At 35.0% G+C, this 16183-nt stretch carries 16 protein-coding genes; 9 read left to right on the top strand and 7 right to left on the bottom strand.

Going from position 1 to position 16183, the window contains the following annotated elements; all coding sequences use genetic code 11:
* Positions 1 to 191: 191 nt before the first annotated feature.
* Together M3226_RS32625 and M3226_RS32620 are read left to right on the top strand one after the other, a co-directional pair.
* Positions 192 to 437 carry a divergent PAP2 family protein gene (locus M3226_RS32625; RefSeq protein WP_308212018.1) on the top strand — a complete coding sequence of 82 codons (246 nt, stop codon included), beginning with the start codon at positions 192 to 194 and terminating at the stop codon, positions 435 to 437.
* Positions 391 to 663 (top strand): divergent PAP2 family protein, encoded by a 273-nt coding sequence (locus M3226_RS32620; protein ID WP_308212017.1) that lies wholly within the window; start codon positions 391 to 393, stop codon positions 661 to 663. Before M3226_RS32625 ends, M3226_RS32620 begins: the two co-directional genes overlap by 47 nt.
* A 325-nt stretch (positions 664 to 988) precedes the next feature.
* Here the strand turns inward: M3226_RS32620 and M3226_RS30580 are convergent, their stop codons facing one another.
* On the bottom strand, positions 989 to 1771 hold the full coding sequence (locus M3226_RS30580; protein WP_251573175.1) for a hypothetical protein: 783 nt from the start codon (positions 1769 to 1771) through the stop codon (positions 989 to 991).
* Between the two features lie 4 nt (positions 1772 to 1775).
* A complete protein-coding gene (locus M3226_RS30575) occupies positions 1776 to 2042 on the bottom strand; it encodes a DedA family protein (RefSeq protein ID WP_251573173.1) in 267 nt (88 codons plus the stop codon).
* Positions 2043 to 2243: 201 nt separating this feature from the next.
* Between M3226_RS30575 and M3226_RS30570 the strand changes: the two genes are divergently transcribed.
* Positions 2244 to 2825 (top strand): undecaprenyl-diphosphatase, encoded by a 582-nt coding sequence (locus M3226_RS30570; protein WP_251573171.1) that lies wholly within the window; start codon positions 2244 to 2246, stop codon positions 2823 to 2825.
* 653 nt (positions 2826 to 3478) lie between these two features.
* Here M3226_RS30570 and M3226_RS30565 read toward each other — a convergent pair.
* Both M3226_RS30565 and M3226_RS30560 read right to left on the bottom strand, forming a co-directional pair.
* On the bottom strand, positions 3479 to 4150 hold the full coding sequence (locus M3226_RS30565; protein WP_251573170.1) for a DUF2642 domain-containing protein: 672 nt from the start codon (positions 4148 to 4150) through the stop codon (positions 3479 to 3481).
* A gap of 27 nt (positions 4151 to 4177) precedes the next feature.
* Positions 4178 to 5533 (bottom strand): arsenic transporter, encoded by a 1356-nt coding sequence (locus M3226_RS30560; RefSeq protein ID WP_251573168.1) that lies wholly within the window; start codon positions 5531 to 5533, stop codon positions 4178 to 4180.
* A gap of 294 nt (positions 5534 to 5827) precedes the next feature.
* On the opposite strand from M3226_RS30560, the gene M3226_RS30555 reads away from it, so the two are divergent.
* Positions 5828 to 5992, top strand: a complete 165-nt coding sequence (locus M3226_RS30555) for a hypothetical protein (protein ID WP_251573166.1) — start codon at positions 5828 to 5830, stop codon at positions 5990 to 5992.
* Between the two features lie 183 nt (positions 5993 to 6175).
* A complete protein-coding gene (locus M3226_RS30550; protein WP_251573164.1) occupies positions 6176 to 6361 on the top strand; it encodes a hypothetical protein in 186 nt (61 codons plus the stop codon).
* A 376-nt stretch (positions 6362 to 6737) separates the two neighbouring features.
* On the opposite strand, the gene M3226_RS30545 is transcribed toward M3226_RS30550, so the two are convergent.
* A complete protein-coding gene (locus M3226_RS30545) occupies positions 6738 to 7154 on the bottom strand; it encodes a MarR family winged helix-turn-helix transcriptional regulator (protein ID WP_251573162.1) in 417 nt (138 codons plus the stop codon).
* 172 nt (positions 7155 to 7326) lie between these two features.
* Between M3226_RS30545 and M3226_RS30540 the strand changes: the two genes are divergently transcribed.
* The 3 genes from M3226_RS30540 (at position 7327) to M3226_RS30530 (ending at position 9936) form a co-directional block, all read left to right on the top strand.
* Positions 7327 to 8070 (top strand): SDR family NAD(P)-dependent oxidoreductase, encoded by a 744-nt coding sequence (locus tag M3226_RS30540; protein WP_251573160.1) that lies wholly within the window; start codon positions 7327 to 7329, stop codon positions 8068 to 8070.
* A 25-nt stretch (positions 8071 to 8095) separates the two neighbouring features.
* Positions 8096 to 8866, top strand: a complete 771-nt coding sequence (locus M3226_RS30535) for an SDR family NAD(P)-dependent oxidoreductase (RefSeq protein ID WP_251573158.1) — start codon at positions 8096 to 8098, stop codon at positions 8864 to 8866.
* Between the two features lie 425 nt (positions 8867 to 9291).
* Positions 9292 to 9936, top strand: a complete 645-nt coding sequence (locus M3226_RS30530; RefSeq protein WP_251573156.1) for a hypothetical protein — start codon at positions 9292 to 9294, stop codon at positions 9934 to 9936.
* A 247-nt stretch (positions 9937 to 10183) separates the two neighbouring features.
* On the opposite strand, the gene M3226_RS30525 is transcribed toward M3226_RS30530, so the two are convergent.
* Together M3226_RS30525 and M3226_RS30520 are read right to left on the bottom strand one after the other, a co-directional pair.
* Complete coding sequence (locus tag M3226_RS30525; protein WP_251573154.1) at positions 10184 to 10618, bottom strand: hypothetical protein; 435 nt, start codon at positions 10616 to 10618, stop codon at positions 10184 to 10186.
* Between the two features lie 169 nt (positions 10619 to 10787).
* On the bottom strand, positions 10788 to 11228 hold the full coding sequence (locus M3226_RS30520; RefSeq protein ID WP_251573153.1) for a hypothetical protein: 441 nt from the start codon (positions 11226 to 11228) through the stop codon (positions 10788 to 10790).
* A 542-nt stretch (positions 11229 to 11770) separates the two neighbouring features.
* Here M3226_RS30520 and M3226_RS30515 point away from each other — a divergent pair.
* Positions 11771 to 16003, top strand: a complete 4233-nt coding sequence (locus M3226_RS30515; protein WP_251573151.1) for a tetratricopeptide repeat protein — start codon at positions 11771 to 11773, stop codon at positions 16001 to 16003.
* The last annotated feature ends 180 nt before the right edge of the window (positions 16004 to 16183 follow it).

Genomic DNA, 16183 nt, shown 5'->3' with positions numbered 1-16183 from the left:
GGTCTAATTGTAAATAAATTTCCAAATGGATGGAGCCACCTTTGATTGGGTATTTACTTTTTTGGCTCTAAATAAGAAAGATGACTAAACTGAAAATTACGACATTTTTAATGCAACACTAGTGATTCCCAAATTTAAATGGGTTAAGTTTATGGAACACTATAATTAATTTCAAAATAAGTGGAGGAAAAATGTTATTATCATATCCAATTTTATCTGCTCTTTTAAGCATGCTGATTGCTCAATTCATAAAAGTTCCAATTCACTATTTAACATCAAGGGAATTAAAATGGAAATTGTTGTTTAGTACAGGAGGAATGCCAAGTTCTCATACTTCTATGATTATTTCATTGACTACAGCAGTTGGATTGACTTCTGGTATTTATACAAATGACTTTTGTAATATGTGTTGTGGTTTCACTAATTGTTATGCATGATGCAACAGGGGTGCGAAGGCATACAGGGTATCATGCTGAAGTTTTAAATAAACTTTTGGTTGATTTTAATCGGTTAATTGACACTTTAAAAAATCCAAACATAAAGAAAACAGAGTCTAGAGAAAAATTAAAAGAGTTACTAGGACACCAACCAACAGAAGTTTTTTTTGGAGCGATTACAGGCATCATTGTAGGTGTATTAACTTATTATGTGTATCCTTTCTAATAAAGGGATATAAATAAAATGGCCTAATAAATCAGTTATATTAGGCCATTTTCTTTTTTTATTTTTAATTCTGATTCAGTAAAAGACCAGAGGGCATTCAGTCTTTAAAGAGTTTAGATATTCCAAACTTTTCATATTGGGAAGAATAATAAGGCTTCTGTACCTTCCCCTTCTTTGACACCATTCATCATACATATGCCATTTTGTTTTTAAGACACGAGCAATCTGGGTTTCATCTTCTATCACAAGAATACGTGTTTTCTTTTTTTATTTACCTCATCTTTATTTAAAACAATATATTGATACTTTCCCAAGACTAGCCGAATCATTTCAAACAATAAAAAATTAAAGAATATCCAGACTCCTCCATATACATATCCGCCAACAAAGTCACTTGGAAGTACATGGTTAACTCAACATTTACAATGGCTAGACCCATTAATAATATTAAACAGGGCACAGGAACCACAATTGTTACAAAATTATTTTTCGAATGGCGAAGAAGTAAAAATAGACAAGTTCCAAAAAAGACGATCAAAATAGTGGAGTTTATATCAGGAAAATTAGGTGAATGAAAACCTCGGACAAATCCATATTTTTGAAGAATAGAAAAAACCTCCAAGATTGTTTCACGGAAAGGGATTCCTCCAAATATGGAAATTACGAGTAACAGACACTCTAACATCCTGTTCTTTTCCTTTATCCAAATTTGAATAATTGTAACAGCTATGATGCTGATAAGTGCAAATGGCTGTTGAAATACGATAAACCCTTTCATCCAGCTCATATAAACAGCAGAGTGCACCATAAATCCAGTAATTTTATCAAATTGGGTAAAATCAATGTCTAAATAATCATCAGCTAGTCCAAGCATCAAGATAACCATTCCAATTAAAACTACAGTAAGAGAAATAAGGAACATTTCCGTTGCTCTTATGGTTTTAAGCCATGAAAGCAACCTTTGTATCCAACGAACAAAGAAATTTTTAAGTGGGTTTTTATAAAATCGATATACGAAGTAAGCACCCAATAATACAGCTAAAACAATCAGAAAAACAACTAAATACTTAGTGGCTGCTTGATGAAAGGCTTGCCATTCAGGCCCCAATACCTTATAAAAATGCACCTATATAAGCAGGAACAATAAACTTTTTAAAAGGCAATTTAGAAATTCCTGATACATATCCAGTAAAATGCCTTACTCCTGGAATGAAATACGCAAAAACCAATAATTTACTCCCTGACTGTTCAAACCAAGCAGCTGTTTTATTATATCTTTCAGGAACAAGGTGAATATATTTCCCGTACTTTTCAATCAGCTTATATCCGCCTGCTTTCCCCACCCAATATGTTACGGTTATGCCTGCACCACCTGACAAAAAAAACGGTTAGGAGTACCAACATATAATTCATTTTCCCTTGATAAACAAAGTATCCCGCATAGCTCATTAAAAATTCTCCAGATACAGGAAGAGCCATCAGCTCTAGAATAATCCCTAGAAATAAAATGAGGTAACTATGTTGTTCAAACAAAGTTTTGAAGAAAATTAAAAAATTATAGATAGAAGCGAGGGGCTAGAGTGAATTACGAAATATTTCAAGCAATTAATCAAAATGCAGGCCATCAGCATTTATTGGATGGTTTAATGGTTTTCTTTACCCAATTTGCATTTCCGTTTTTTGCACTGGTTTTATTATTAATGTGGTTTTTGGGGAAAGAAAAAGAAAAATATACGGTTGTATATGCAGCGATAACCGCTGTGATTGGTTTAGTTATTAATTTTGTTTTAGGTCACATCTTTTATGAAAATCGACCATTTGTAACACATCATGTGAATCTTCTGGTTCAGCATGCAAAAGATTCTTCGTTCCCAAGTGATCATGCAACGGGTACATTTTCAATTGCTTTAGCGATATTATGGAGGAAACATCGTAAGATTGGAATTGGTATGTTCTTGTTTGCTATTTGTACAGGGATTTCCCGTGTTTATGTAGGAAACCATTATCCTTTTGATGTACTAGCTAGCATCATCGTAGCACTTGTAGTAAGCGGACTTGTTTTTGCATTGAAATCATATTTTGCACCAATTGGTCATGCTATTATCACCATCTACAATCGAATTCCATTGGTCCCCAAAAACGAACAAAGCATTTCAAAATAAAAATTAATTTAACAAATAAAACATCGGTTTTTTTGCCGATGTTTTTTTACAATCAAATTAGTACAAACCTTTGTTATACTCTTCAACATGTGCTTAAAGACTATGTTAAGTATACGCTGCAATTAGTTTGTATCACACAGTTAGCAAAAGCAAAGCATTTTACTGAAAAATTCAAGGAGTATAAGCCTTTATTACTGAACATACAGTCTTTAACGATGAGGTTTTAAATCACGTATTCTTTGATGAGGTCAACGAGTATTTTGTTGATTTAATTGTTGCAGTTTAGTTGAAGAATAAATTCCTTAAATATATAAATACGAGGATTTTCAAAGTTATTTTATTGGGTGTGCCAATTAGGATCGACTTAATTAATTTAGGGGAGTTACTACAGGAGAATAGCCAACAAAATCTTTTCTACATAAGGCAAACTTAATCCAAACAACATATAATAACAATATGTGTTACACCAAAAAGAAGACCGTGACTTAAACATCACGGTATAACAATTCAACTTAGAATTGAATGAGTAATCCATTCTCGTCCGCAAAAACAGGGTGGATTATTCTTTTTGTTTATTTTTGTTAAACATGTAACACCACTCTTTCTTTTACTTTCTGTTGAGTGAATTAAAATCTCAAGTTCTCACATCGATATTACGGTAATTGAATTGTTTTGATATGCTCTAAATTCCGATAAACAGGTTCCCCTTCAGCTGTTATCAGCATCATTTTGTTATTTCGAACCTTTTGGATTAAGCCTATTTTTTCCGAATGTTCTCCACCATCTAGAATAACTAGTTGATTTTCTACTTTCTTCAACTGCTCCTCAAAAGATCTGGCTAGTGAAGTGGAAGGTGGATTTAATTGGAGTTTCTGATTATCTAAAGAATACGGCGTTGTATTGGGTGGGTACGGAATGACGAATTTGACATGATTCATCGAAATGAACATGGCTTTATATAAAGGGGAGTGAAAGACAAAATAGTCATTCATAATGCTGGTTACATAGCCATGAATCGGTTTATTTCCTGTCACATACACCTGGACAAACAAACCTTTGGCGATCGTTAATGCTTTTCGAAAGGATATTACCTCCGCTTCAATCGGTCTTTCTGATGGAGGTGGTGAATAATAGTAACCTTCATCGTCGAAACTGATTTCTTTCAATTTTTGAACATGAATAAAGGGAATGTAGAGAAAATGTTGGTTTTTGCCATCGAATACGACGATAATGTCCAATCCACTATCTACCAAGGTTCCCTTATGAAAAGTGCCTCCTGAGATTTCCACCTCAATATTTTTACCTAATAAATCTTCAAAGTCCATCTTAATCCTCCTTTTTTGCATATAGTCTTATCGTTGAAGTACGCCACCAAAAAGCCATGAAACCCAAAAATATAAAACAACTAAGGTGAATAACACAGTTGGTGGAATCACAACGACCGTAACTTTTACATACTCCAACCAACTAATCATCACTTTTCCCTTTCTAACAATGTGCATCCACATCAACGTCGCCAGCGTTCCCATAGGAAGAAGTAACGATCCCATGTCGCTGCCAATCACGTTGGCTAAATAAGCAATTTTCAATTCAAGTAAACTGAGCTTCATATGCGTCAACGTAAGTGTTCCAACCATGAGTGCTGGGTGATTATTAAAAATATTGGAGAGAACTGATAGTAGTACACCCATCATGACACTCGCATGCAGCAGACTTCCAGCAACAATCGGTTCCATGAATCCTATCAACCAGTCTGTTAAACCGATGTTATTCAGACCGTAAATGATTGTATACATACAAAAGGCGAAAACGATTATATACCACGGTGTTTTTTTCAGCATATCGGCAGGGGATATTTTTAAATAAGCCCACCGCCATCCTAAAAGAACAAGAGAACCAATTACAGCCATTACAGAGACTGGAATATTCACAAACGAAGCCACAAAGAGGCTTACACGTACTGCAAATACGAATAGTAGAACGTTTCGCATAAATCTTGAACGAGCTTTTTCTGAAGCATATTCAATTCCATTTTTTAATTTAAGTGGGTGGTAATTAGATCTTGACAGACCCGATACATTAGTAGGAACGGTTTTCGGCAAGATTCTTCTAAATCGCAGGAACAGAAGTCCTACCAGCAAGAGCAGACCAAGTGTTGCGGGAACAAACATCATGGCTGTATGCAAATACAAACTCATATGCACAATTTTTAGGGCGATTAGATTGACGATATTGCTGACTCCAATTGGAGCACTTGAAGCGGTGGCAATCAAGCCCCCTGAAAGTAAATAAGGGATTTTTTGATGATTCTTTAAGCCCATGTTGTTTAATAACATGACTAGAATGGGGGTTGTGATTAAGATACTTCCATCGTTATTAAAGAAGAGTGTCATGAGAAAACATAAAAGATTGACATACCAGAATAAACGAATTCCTGACCCCTTTGCCATGGCCGCCAGTTTTTCTGCGACCCAATTAAAGAAACCAAAGCTTTCTAAAACAATGGCCATGACGATTGTTGCCATTATCGTAATGGCGGCACCACTTATGGTGTTAGTAATTATCGCCAGGTCTAATAATGAAACACTTCCACTAAGTACGACAATGATCGCACCTATTGCGGCAAACACGGCTTCATTAATGCCTCTAGGCCGCCAAAGAATAAAAACGAGGGTAATCAAAAAAGTTGCAATCGTTATCCAAAACATTGGATATTTTACTCCTTTCATCTAGCTAGTAGTTCAAGATGTACCTGAGACGACTTTACCTCCACTTGTCTGTGACTCCGCTTCTGTCCCTCCCTTCCATCTATCCCTCTGTTTTGTTGTACTGTATGTATATGTATCCTAATGAGACAGGCTTTAGGTTTGTACCCTTTTTCTAAAAAAATCAACTAGAGTCTATAAAATCGTAATGTTCCTATCAAAGGAAGTCATGCATTTGCTATCTTAAATGATCTAGTTATGTTTAGTTATGGTTATGACCATAGGGCAGTGGTGTACTTGTTTTCTTTAAGGGACAAGAGAAGAAAGAAATTTCAAACGGTAAATCAGATTGGAGAAGAACTGAAATATGATTATGCTGTTGGCAGAGGGAGCAAATTGTTCTTAGTTAAGGATGATGATGTTTACTTAATAGATATGGAAGATGAAAAGTTTGTGAAATAATATAATTAAAGTAACGGGTGCGATACTTCAAGAAGAAGGTCGCCTTTTTCTTTTTCCACAGGAAACATTGTGAAATGCTGTACTTAAAGTAACGAAGAAGTTTAGCGGAAGAAGGATTTATGAATACGGGGATAGAATCAATGGGTATAATTCCAATGTAATTCATTAATTTAGGGGGAAATTATGTTAAATATAAATAAGAAACTGAGTATCCCGCAAATAATATTTACTGCGTTTTTTGTTGCCACGTTTATGACTGTTTCGGATTCTTTCATAGAATGGGATAATAGCATATATCACGGTATCTACGCTGGTATACTTTCTATTGTTGGAGGAGTAATTGCTAAAGTTATATTTAAGGATAAATAGTCAAATGGAACAAGGGATTGCAGCAGCTGCCTTTTTTACTAACGGGGCAGGTTAGTTAAACAAGGGACTAAAAATGGGACTGTTTCAAAGTCCCCAAAAAAGACTGTTGAGAGACAGACTCTCTATAAAAATATCTATTGAAAAAAGCGAGATTGCTTTTCTTTTAACCTTTTCACTACCACTCTTACATAACTACAATAACTCTTCTTCATTGCATTACAAATTTTTCTGAGATCAAAATATAAAGCTTAATTTTTTTTGAAATTTAAATAAAATGGGTATTCTTTTTAAGGATAAATATACATACATTTTTGTCTTCCAAGAATGGAGACAATATGAAAAGTTTTTGTTCAAAAAACTAATTTTTTCTTTTCGTCTAAAAATCCATTAATTTTAGCAGTAGTATTTTTAATTGCTTAAGTTCTTCTGGTGTTAAGCGATTACTAATGAGTGCATCGTATTCCTCAAAAACAGAATAGGCTTCTTCATAAACCTTAGATCCTGTTGGAGTTAAATAAAGTTTTAAATTACGACGACTTTCTGGATCCTGTTCACGACGGATAAATCCTTTTTCTTCTAAATTAGCTGCCATTCGAGCAATATTTGCTTTGTCTTTTCCTAATAGTTCGCCAATTTCTTTTTGTGTAAGCCCATCTTCCAGACGTAATACAAATAATATCAAGCTTTGCTCTGGCGCGAGTTGGTACGGTGCTATTTTGTTTTTAACTGCAGTATGTATTTTTGTATTTGCTTGGTTTAATAATGTACTTATATATTTATCAAATGGATTCAAATTAAATCACCTATCTAATTCTTTATACTTTATTATACGTTATAAATAGCGAGTTCACAAAATAGACAAACTTTTTTTGTAGTACTATAATAAAGTCGTTGACAATAGTTGTTATACGAACTGTTGTTACACAAACTAAAATGACACAAAGTTAATATAGGGGGCTTATATAATGAAATTCGAAAATAAAGTAGCAATCGTTACAGGTGGCGCAGGTGGCATTGGTGGCGTTACTGTCCAAGCCTTAGCTGAAGAAGGAGCGAAAGTTGTAATTGCAGATTTTGCAGATGCCGCTCAAAACTATTCTGATGAATTAAATGCGAAAGGTTATGACACATTCTTTGTAAAAACAGATGTTTCAAGCGAAGAAAGCATCAAAAATATGGTCAACCAAACAGTTGAAAAATATGGGAAAATTGATTTATTAGTTGCCAATGCTGGTATTGGTTTAGATGCACCTATTCATGAATTACCATTTGAACATTGGAAAAAAACATTAAGCATCAATTTAGATGGAGTATTTTTAGCGGATAAATATGTCATCGAACAAATGCGTAAACAAGGTACTGGTGGTGCCATTGTCAACACTGGTTCAGTCCATGGTTTAGTTGGGAAAGAAGGCATTATTGCATACGGTGCTTCAAAAGGCGGCGTAAAATTATTAACACAAACTTTAGGAGCTACTTATGCTAAAGAAGGAATTCGTGTGAACTCTGTAAACCCTGGATACATTGATACACCACTTTTACAACAACTCCCTAAAGAAATTTACGATGAATTAGTAGCTCTTCATCCAATTGGTCGTTTAGGTAAAGCTGAAGAAGTTGCCAAAACAATTCTATTCTTATTAAGTGATGATGCATCGTTCTTTGCAGGAGCAAGTTTAGTTATGGATGGCGGATATTCAGCAGTTTAAATAAATTTAAAGAGGGCGAATAAACATGGAATTTCAAGATAAAGTAGTTATTATTACAGGAGCAGCAGGTAATATCGGAAAAGAAGCAGCAAGACAATTTTCAAGTGAAGGAGCTAAATTAACTTTAGTTGATTTAAATGAAGAAACATTACAAAATACTGCAGCAGAACTTAACTTAAAAGAAGGCAACTATATTATTGCACCAACAGATGTAACAAAAGAAAATCAAGTAGAAAACTATGTAAAACAAACAGTTGAAAAGTTTGGTAAAATCGATGTATTTTTCAATAATGCAGGATTCCAAGGGAAAATGGCACCATTGACAGAATTAGCTGCTACGGATTTTAATGCTGTTATTAATGTGAACGTAAATGGTGTATTCTACGGATTAAAACATGTATTAAAAGTAATGAATGAACAAAAGTCTGGTTCAATTATTAACTCTGCCTCTGTTTCAGGTTTAACAGCAGCACCAATGCAAACAGCATATGTAACAAGTAAGCATGCTGTTCTTGGTTTAACAAAAATGGCTGCACTTGAAAATGCAATCAATAATGTACGCGTAAACGCAATCTGTCCATCGCCGGTTGATTCTGCAATGATGCGTCGTATCGAAGAAGGTATGAACCCAGAAGATGCAAAAGCTGTACGTGAAGCAATTGCTAAATTAATTCCAGCTGGTCGTTATGTAACAATAGAAGAAGTAGTGAACTTAGTTGTGTTCTTAGCTTCTGATAAATCAACATTTATCAATGGGGCTGCTTACACTATTGATGGTGGTTATACAATTCAATAATAGACAACCTATACAAAAATAATTTACAAGAATACAAAACGCTCTGAGGCTGAGATAGCTCGGAGTGTTTTCGTTTTTATTAGAAGAAGAATTTTTAATACTTGGTCTTCTCCGTACTTATTTATATGTAAAAAAGGATAATAACCTAATAACCAATTTCTCGTTACTCTCTTTTGAGATTGTGAAGGATTACACTTAAAGTAACGGGTGCTTTAACACAATTAGGAATAAAATTTAAGAGCCTAAAATATGCAAGTTTTTATGCACTACTTGCGTATTTTGGCTCTTTTTACATTCATAAAAAATACTTCCATTTATAGCATTTTTTAATTGCCAAATACACCTACATTTCACGTATTAACCTACTTTGTGGTCTAGAGCAGCAACCCTGTGATTAAGCCTTCAATGAGTTTGATCGATTATTTATGCCTAAGCATGAAAGAAATGTACAGCAACTTATCGTGAAAGTTTTCGATTATGTAACCTTTTGCTTTATTTATGCGGTTTTTGGGTTTCTGCTTTCATTCTGCTTTAACCCTAAAATAATTAAAGGTGAGATTGGTAAAGTTTTTGTGTTTGTGGTCTTATTGCTTTTTATTGTAACGTACATTTTACTTTTACTGAACATAGCAGTTAATGAGAAGCTTCATAGAAGATCAGGAAAATATATCGATTGGATAAAAGCGGTGTTTAATAAAGAGCTGTGGTTTAATTATATTTTTACCATCCAAATAGCTCTTAGCTTTATTGTTTATTCGTTTTTTATAGAGAATCCAATCTTGTATGAAGTCCATTTCCGGATGGGTTATTATATCACTTTACTAATTTCTCCATCTGTTTTCCTATTTACCTATCGAAGTTACAGTAAAAAGTCTAAACGAGAATATCAATGCCGGGTTATTGATGAAAAAGATTTTAATGAGGCAATGCCAATTGTTAAATACTCGTTAGATAACGATAAAATTCTATTTAGTCCTGGATGGGAGGACCTTGAGGAAGTGATTTATCTCTTTGATCGGAGCTGCAGCAAGTACTTTAAGTTTACGAAGAAAGAAAATGATAGCATATAAAGTGATAATTTTCCTCAACATGTTTAAAGATCACTAAAGTAGTCCACCTTTAGTGATCTTTTGTATTATTCAATATTTATATGTGAAAAACATATCCAAGTTAGTAAAGCCTTTGCATTTGCAGTAAATGGACGAATTGTGGGATTTGGAATAGAGGACGGATATATCCTTTTCCCCTTATCATTACATCTATTTCACATAAAAAATGCGTTTATATTTAAAATAAAAGTTTGTTATATTTTCAGATTTATAAAAAGTTAATAGTAATTGTCAAGATAATAAACCATAATAATAAAACACCAAAGTAAATTATCACATCACGTAATTTATAATGAACCTTCCATTTTACCAATAATCGATCTATAAAGAAGAATAAAATAGCTCCTACTAAGCTATACCAGATTAAAATTAAACCGAAAATTCCATGTAGTAACGCAGAAAAGATAATTATGTACTTTTTAGAAATTATTTTGGACATTTTATTAGCAATTAAATCACTAATATATGATGTTATAGTTCCATAAACAATAACTATTGGAAAAATATAAAGTAAATACACTGGGATTGCAATAAATGCCTTTTGAAAATCATTTGAATTTTCTATTGCAGGAATTATTAAACTTAAAATAAAAGTTGTAATGATTCCTGATATTAACTTTCTATATATATTTCCTTTTTCCATATAACTCTCCTTATTATTTATTATTATATTCATTATATAAAAAGAGGGATTCCCGTGAAATCCCTCTTTTTACTTAATATGATGCGTTAATTGCATAATTAGGATACGTTGGTAACAGGTGATAGAAATCTACATGTGATCTTTGATGTACAGTCATATATTGAGTAGTTCAAGGAACGAACAAATAAATTTCATGTGATGGAGCTTTGTCATGACTACCGGTGATTGTATAGGTTCCATCTATATATATATGTGCATTATATGACCAGGTTATATCTGGAGTCATATAGTTTAAATAAGGAATACCAATATCATGGTAAGCATTATAAGATACTACGCCTTCGGACCCAGAAACATCACGAATATTCATTCCAGCATTACTAGCAATAGCACTTCCTATGACATTATAGTTTTTGTCATAATAATATGTTCTTTGAACTTGTTTATTTCCTGAAGGTAACGTTGCTGTACCATTTCCATCTAGAGGGAAATGAATAGCAACGTCCATACGAGTTTTAAATGAAGTTGCGAAAGGGCTAAAAGAACGATTATTTCCATTAAAGTATTGAGTTTCTGCAACGCCTGCGAACGGATTTGCTGCATACTTCATAGGAATGAATGTAGTGTATCTAAGAACGTAATCTCCAGCTATAGCACGTAATTTAATTTTTGTACTTACAGATCTTGTTAAGCTATATGTATCGTAAAAAAGTTCCTTCTCAAGTTCAGGGGTAATCTCTTGACCTCTTGATAATAGATCTTCTTTTATTACTTTTATTTTCTCCTCTGGTAATCTTTTATTTCCTACAAATTCATAAATGTATTCTTGATCGCTCTCTAAAGCGTTATCTATATATTCATTACTAGAAATAGAATCTATTTTTTCTCCGTTTCTATATACTTCATAGATTCCATCATCATCTGCAAGAAAGACTATTTTAAATTCAGGAAGAATAGTTACTTTACATTAAAACTTTAGTCTTAGTGAAAGATGGTGTGTTGTTGCTAAAGGGAGTTGGAAGAAGGTTTTTTATTAAAACTCGAAGAATAATAGATAGAAAATATTTTTTTATCCCTAATAAGGTTTATAAATAAAGCAAAGAGGTAGAGTTAATTTTTGATGAAAATGCGACCTCTGTAAAGGAGAACGGGATGATAACAAATAATTTTATAGATTTACTTGAGAAGCAAAACTATCAGGGGGCGATGGAACTCTTTCTGGAGCAATTCCAAACATATATAAAACAAAATAAATTAACGGCGATCAGAAGTCTTATGGATTTACCGGAACCAATTGTGAAAGATTTACTTACGATTATGGATTTGGCCCTAATGGAACAATGGAGCCGGATCCTCGCTAGGCACAGCTACAGAAAACTAAAGTCTCCATTAACAACCATTTGGTATGGTGAGGAATTGATCGCGGAACAAAAACTAATTGAAGCAGAAGAGCTGTTAAAGGAACTGGAAAGACAGGAATTATCTTCTGAATTAGCCGAAAAGCTGTATTTCAATTTGGCGGTCGCACTCATTAACATGCAGCGCTTTCGAGAAGGCTTTTCCTATATGGAGAAATGTGAAACAGCATCAAAGGACAGTATGAATACGAGGTGGGCTTATTTTTACCTTCAAAAAGGGGAATGGGACACGGCCATCCAGCTTCTCGAAAAAGGCAAAAAGGACCAGAAAGATGGGGCCCTTTCTTATGCTCTTCTTGTCCAGCATTACTCTATGCAGGGAGAAATGGAGAAAGCAGAGAGGGTGTTAGAGGAGGGGTTACAGGAGTATCCTCATTATCCAAAACTTTTGGTGGAGAAAATCAGGTTTCATTACAAGCATAAGCAGTTCAATATTATGAGAGAATCCATTACTGAATTATTGAGAATTTCTCCTTATCACGAATATCAGAAAATGTGCGCTATTTACGAAGCGGAAGCTTATTATGAGGAAGAAAAGCTTGTCCTGCTTCAGCAGCATCTTACTTCCCATTCAGAGCTCACCAAACAAACACATTATAAGCATTTCAACGGCAAGAAGAACAAACCTTTCAAAAAAATAAATTACAAACCCGTTGTCCAAAAATATAACTTTTGCGTTCCCGCTTGCGTTCAAATGGCTTTGAGCATGTTTTCTCACGAATTCAGACAGGAGGAAATTGCAGCGTCAATCTTTGATGTGGCTGGATCAAGAATCTCCAAAGCAATCGGTTTTTTTGAAGAAAGGGGATACTGCTGCCGTCTTTTTTTGGGAAATGAGGAAAGATTTAAAAAATTAATCGACTTAAATACCGCCGTTATGGTGACGATTGATTATCCTACCTCTTCCCATGTTCAAATGGTAACTGGGTATGATGATAATTTACAGGTATTTCACATTCAGGATCCGAATTTCAGAGAACCTCATCAACTGGAATATCAGAACCTTGAAAAAGAATTTGGAAATAACTTTGCTCTTTCAGTTGCGATTGTTCCTGCTAGTGAAGCGGATAAACTTGATTTCCTTGATCCAAGTGATCATGATAACAAGAAAAAGCTGTTGCTGCTTACGGAGGAATGTGACCATGCGCTTAAACCTGAAGATTTGTTTTTTTTAAAAGAACACGCAGAAGATCCCGTTGTTGCAGCCTACTCAGTTAGATATTTGGCTAGTAACCTGGATGAAGGGTTGCTGAAGAAGCTTGTAGCTACAACGGAGCACCATTTGAAAAACTCTCATTATAGAAATCTAATCATTGCCATGGCATATGCAGCTGCTAATAACGAGCAGGGTGCCTCTGAAGTCCTTGATAAAGCGGAACGTAAAAATGATCCGACTTATCATTACCTTAAAGGCAGATTATCTTATGACAAGGGTGATTATCTAGCGGCTTCCGATGAATTTAAAAAGGGAATCAAACTAGAACCCGATGATTATATACTCTGGTCGTATCTTGCAATTTCAACCTCCAACCAAGGTGACAATATAGAAGACGCATTAAGATTTTCAAAGATTGCGCTTGATATTAATGACCGTGATGTTTTTCAATTAATTAACCATGGAATGATTTTATTTAATAACGAACAATACGAGGAAGCAAGAGATGTCTTTACCACCGCTCTACAACTAAATAACGACAATGCCCATATTTGGTATGAAAGGGCCCTTTGTGACAGACGGATTGGCCGCTTTCACAAGGCGGAAAGAGGATTCAAAGTCTCGATTGGCTTGGACCCGGATTATCCGTTACCTTATCGTGAGTTGGCAAATCTTTATGAATTTGCCTATGAAGATCTCAATATGGCAGAAGAAGTTTTGAAAAAAGGACTAGATGCAACAGATGAATCATACCTACTGCTTATGGAGCTTGGCGAGTTTTCCGAAAGGACGCAGAAGCTTGATCAGGCAAGGGCTTTTTACTCGAGGGCTACAGAGAAAACACCTGAAGAGCCGGATGCGTTCCTTTCGCTTGGAACATTACTAAGGGAAGAGGGAAAAATCACTGAATTTTTCTCCTACATGTACGGCCTTTATGATCAATTTAAAGAGCATAATGAATTTTTAATCAATAGTGGAAAAATCATGTGGGAAGCAGCGATAGAAAGGGGATTGGATAAACAGTATATTCAGCAGGCCATGTCTTACATGGAACAGGGTATTAAAAGGACGACTACCAATCTGGTAGATGCATTGGATTTGTACACAGGGCTTATCGAGAACTCACCTTTTTACAGGAGAGGGATTGAATTCCTTGAAGGGGAGCGTATGCATAGAAAAAATGATGATTTTCTGTTCCTCTGCTATATTGGCTGTTTATATGAACAGAATGGGTATTTGAACAAAGCGAAAAGTTATATTGAGCGTGCTCTGACCATGAAAGAAAACCTCCTTTCGTTATTCAGGCTCGGTGAAATTTATTTTAAATCTGAAGAATATGAGAAAGCCAGAGAGTATTATCTAAAAGTGATTAAGCTTGACCCTTCTCATGAACAGTCAATGCTGAGTTTAGCCAGCATAGCAAGCCACGAAGGTATCCAAGCAAAAGAGCTTCATTACCTAATGGAAGCATTCCGTATAAATCCTTACTGTATTCCAGTTGAAACGGCGGTCGAGTTAATGGAAGAACCCTCCATGTTGCAGGACTTTTTGCAGAGGTTCCGGGAGCTGGAGCTCGGCAAGAAAAAATATGATCGGGCGTTTTTATACGATTCCATGGCTTATATTTACGGAAAGCTCGGTGACATAAAGGAAGAGGAAGCCTATTTAACAAAGGCATTGGAGCTTTCACCTGAATTGCCGCAACTTTTACACCATCGGGTTCAGCTTCTTCTTAAGAGAAGAGATCTAAAAACAGCCAAACAGGAATGCTTGCTCGTCATTCAGGAAGATTTCAATACGGTAGAATGGTATGAAACACTAATCGATATCTATTCGGAAACCAAGTCCTTGACTAAACTCGAAGCTGATTTGAAAAAACTAAAGCTGACAGATAAAGAAAAATCCATTGTCTTTATGAATAGTGCGACAGCTTATGAAAAAGTGGTTGATAATTTAGTTAATGAAAGTACTGATGGAGAGCGTAAGGGCTTGTTCAAAAGACTGACCGGTTTTACGAAATTAAGTTACCATATGGGAGTAGTTATATCCTTTTATGAAACGGCTATGAAACTTGATCCCGAGAACCGTTTTGCGACTGCCTGTTTTTCTGATTTTTACCTGAAAGCATCCTCTCCAGATGAAGCCATCAAGGTGTTGGAACAATCGCTAAAATCACAATGGGATACTGAGCTTGCCTATAAGCTTGTTACTCTTTACGTGAATGAAAGCGCGGAAATGAGCGAGAAGAAACAGATGAAGGCATTAGCGAAGGCTGAAAGCTTGATGGAAACTCTTGTGGCAGAGTATGATGAGCCGGAGTATATGAATTTATTCGGTTTTATCTTATTTTTGCAGGGGAGGCTGGAGGAAGCTGAAGCTGTGTATGTTCAATGTCTGAAACTTGAGCCTAGTGTTGACAAAGGGTATCTTCACCTCGGGAAAGTGTATACTGCGCTTGAGAACTACCCGGAAGCGGAGTTCACATTAAAAAAGGCATTGGAGCTACAACCTAATGATCCGGATGCCCTCAATGAATTGGCAATGATCTATCGACAACAAGGACATATTAATGAAGCACTTCAATGTATCGATAATGCATTGAATCTTGACCAGCAGGATTTATACTTTAAATATAACAGGGCTTGCTACCTTTCTTTGCTGGGACAATTTAAAGAATCATATAAGCAGCTTAGAGAAGTGTTTGAATTGGATGAGGAAGGTGTTTTTCTAGAAATGTCAGAGGATGAGGAAGATTTTGATCCACTGAAGAAATCTGGTTTATTTCCTCTAGAGATAAAAAATTATGAATAATAAATTAGTGAATAAAAGCCTGAAGAAGTATATTTGGTTCAGGCTTTTATTCAACTACCATGAAAATTTACTTCTGTACCTTCGATAAAAAGGCAATACTAAAGAAGACGCAGCTCATTCATTTTTTAAAAAGGGGAGAGCGTCTAATTCATTGATCTATGGAATTCAGTTGAATAGATT

The organism is Neobacillus cucumis (assembly GCF_023715505.1).
Note: the sequence above shows the minus strand (reverse complement) of the source record. Positions and strands in the feature narration are given on the sequence as shown.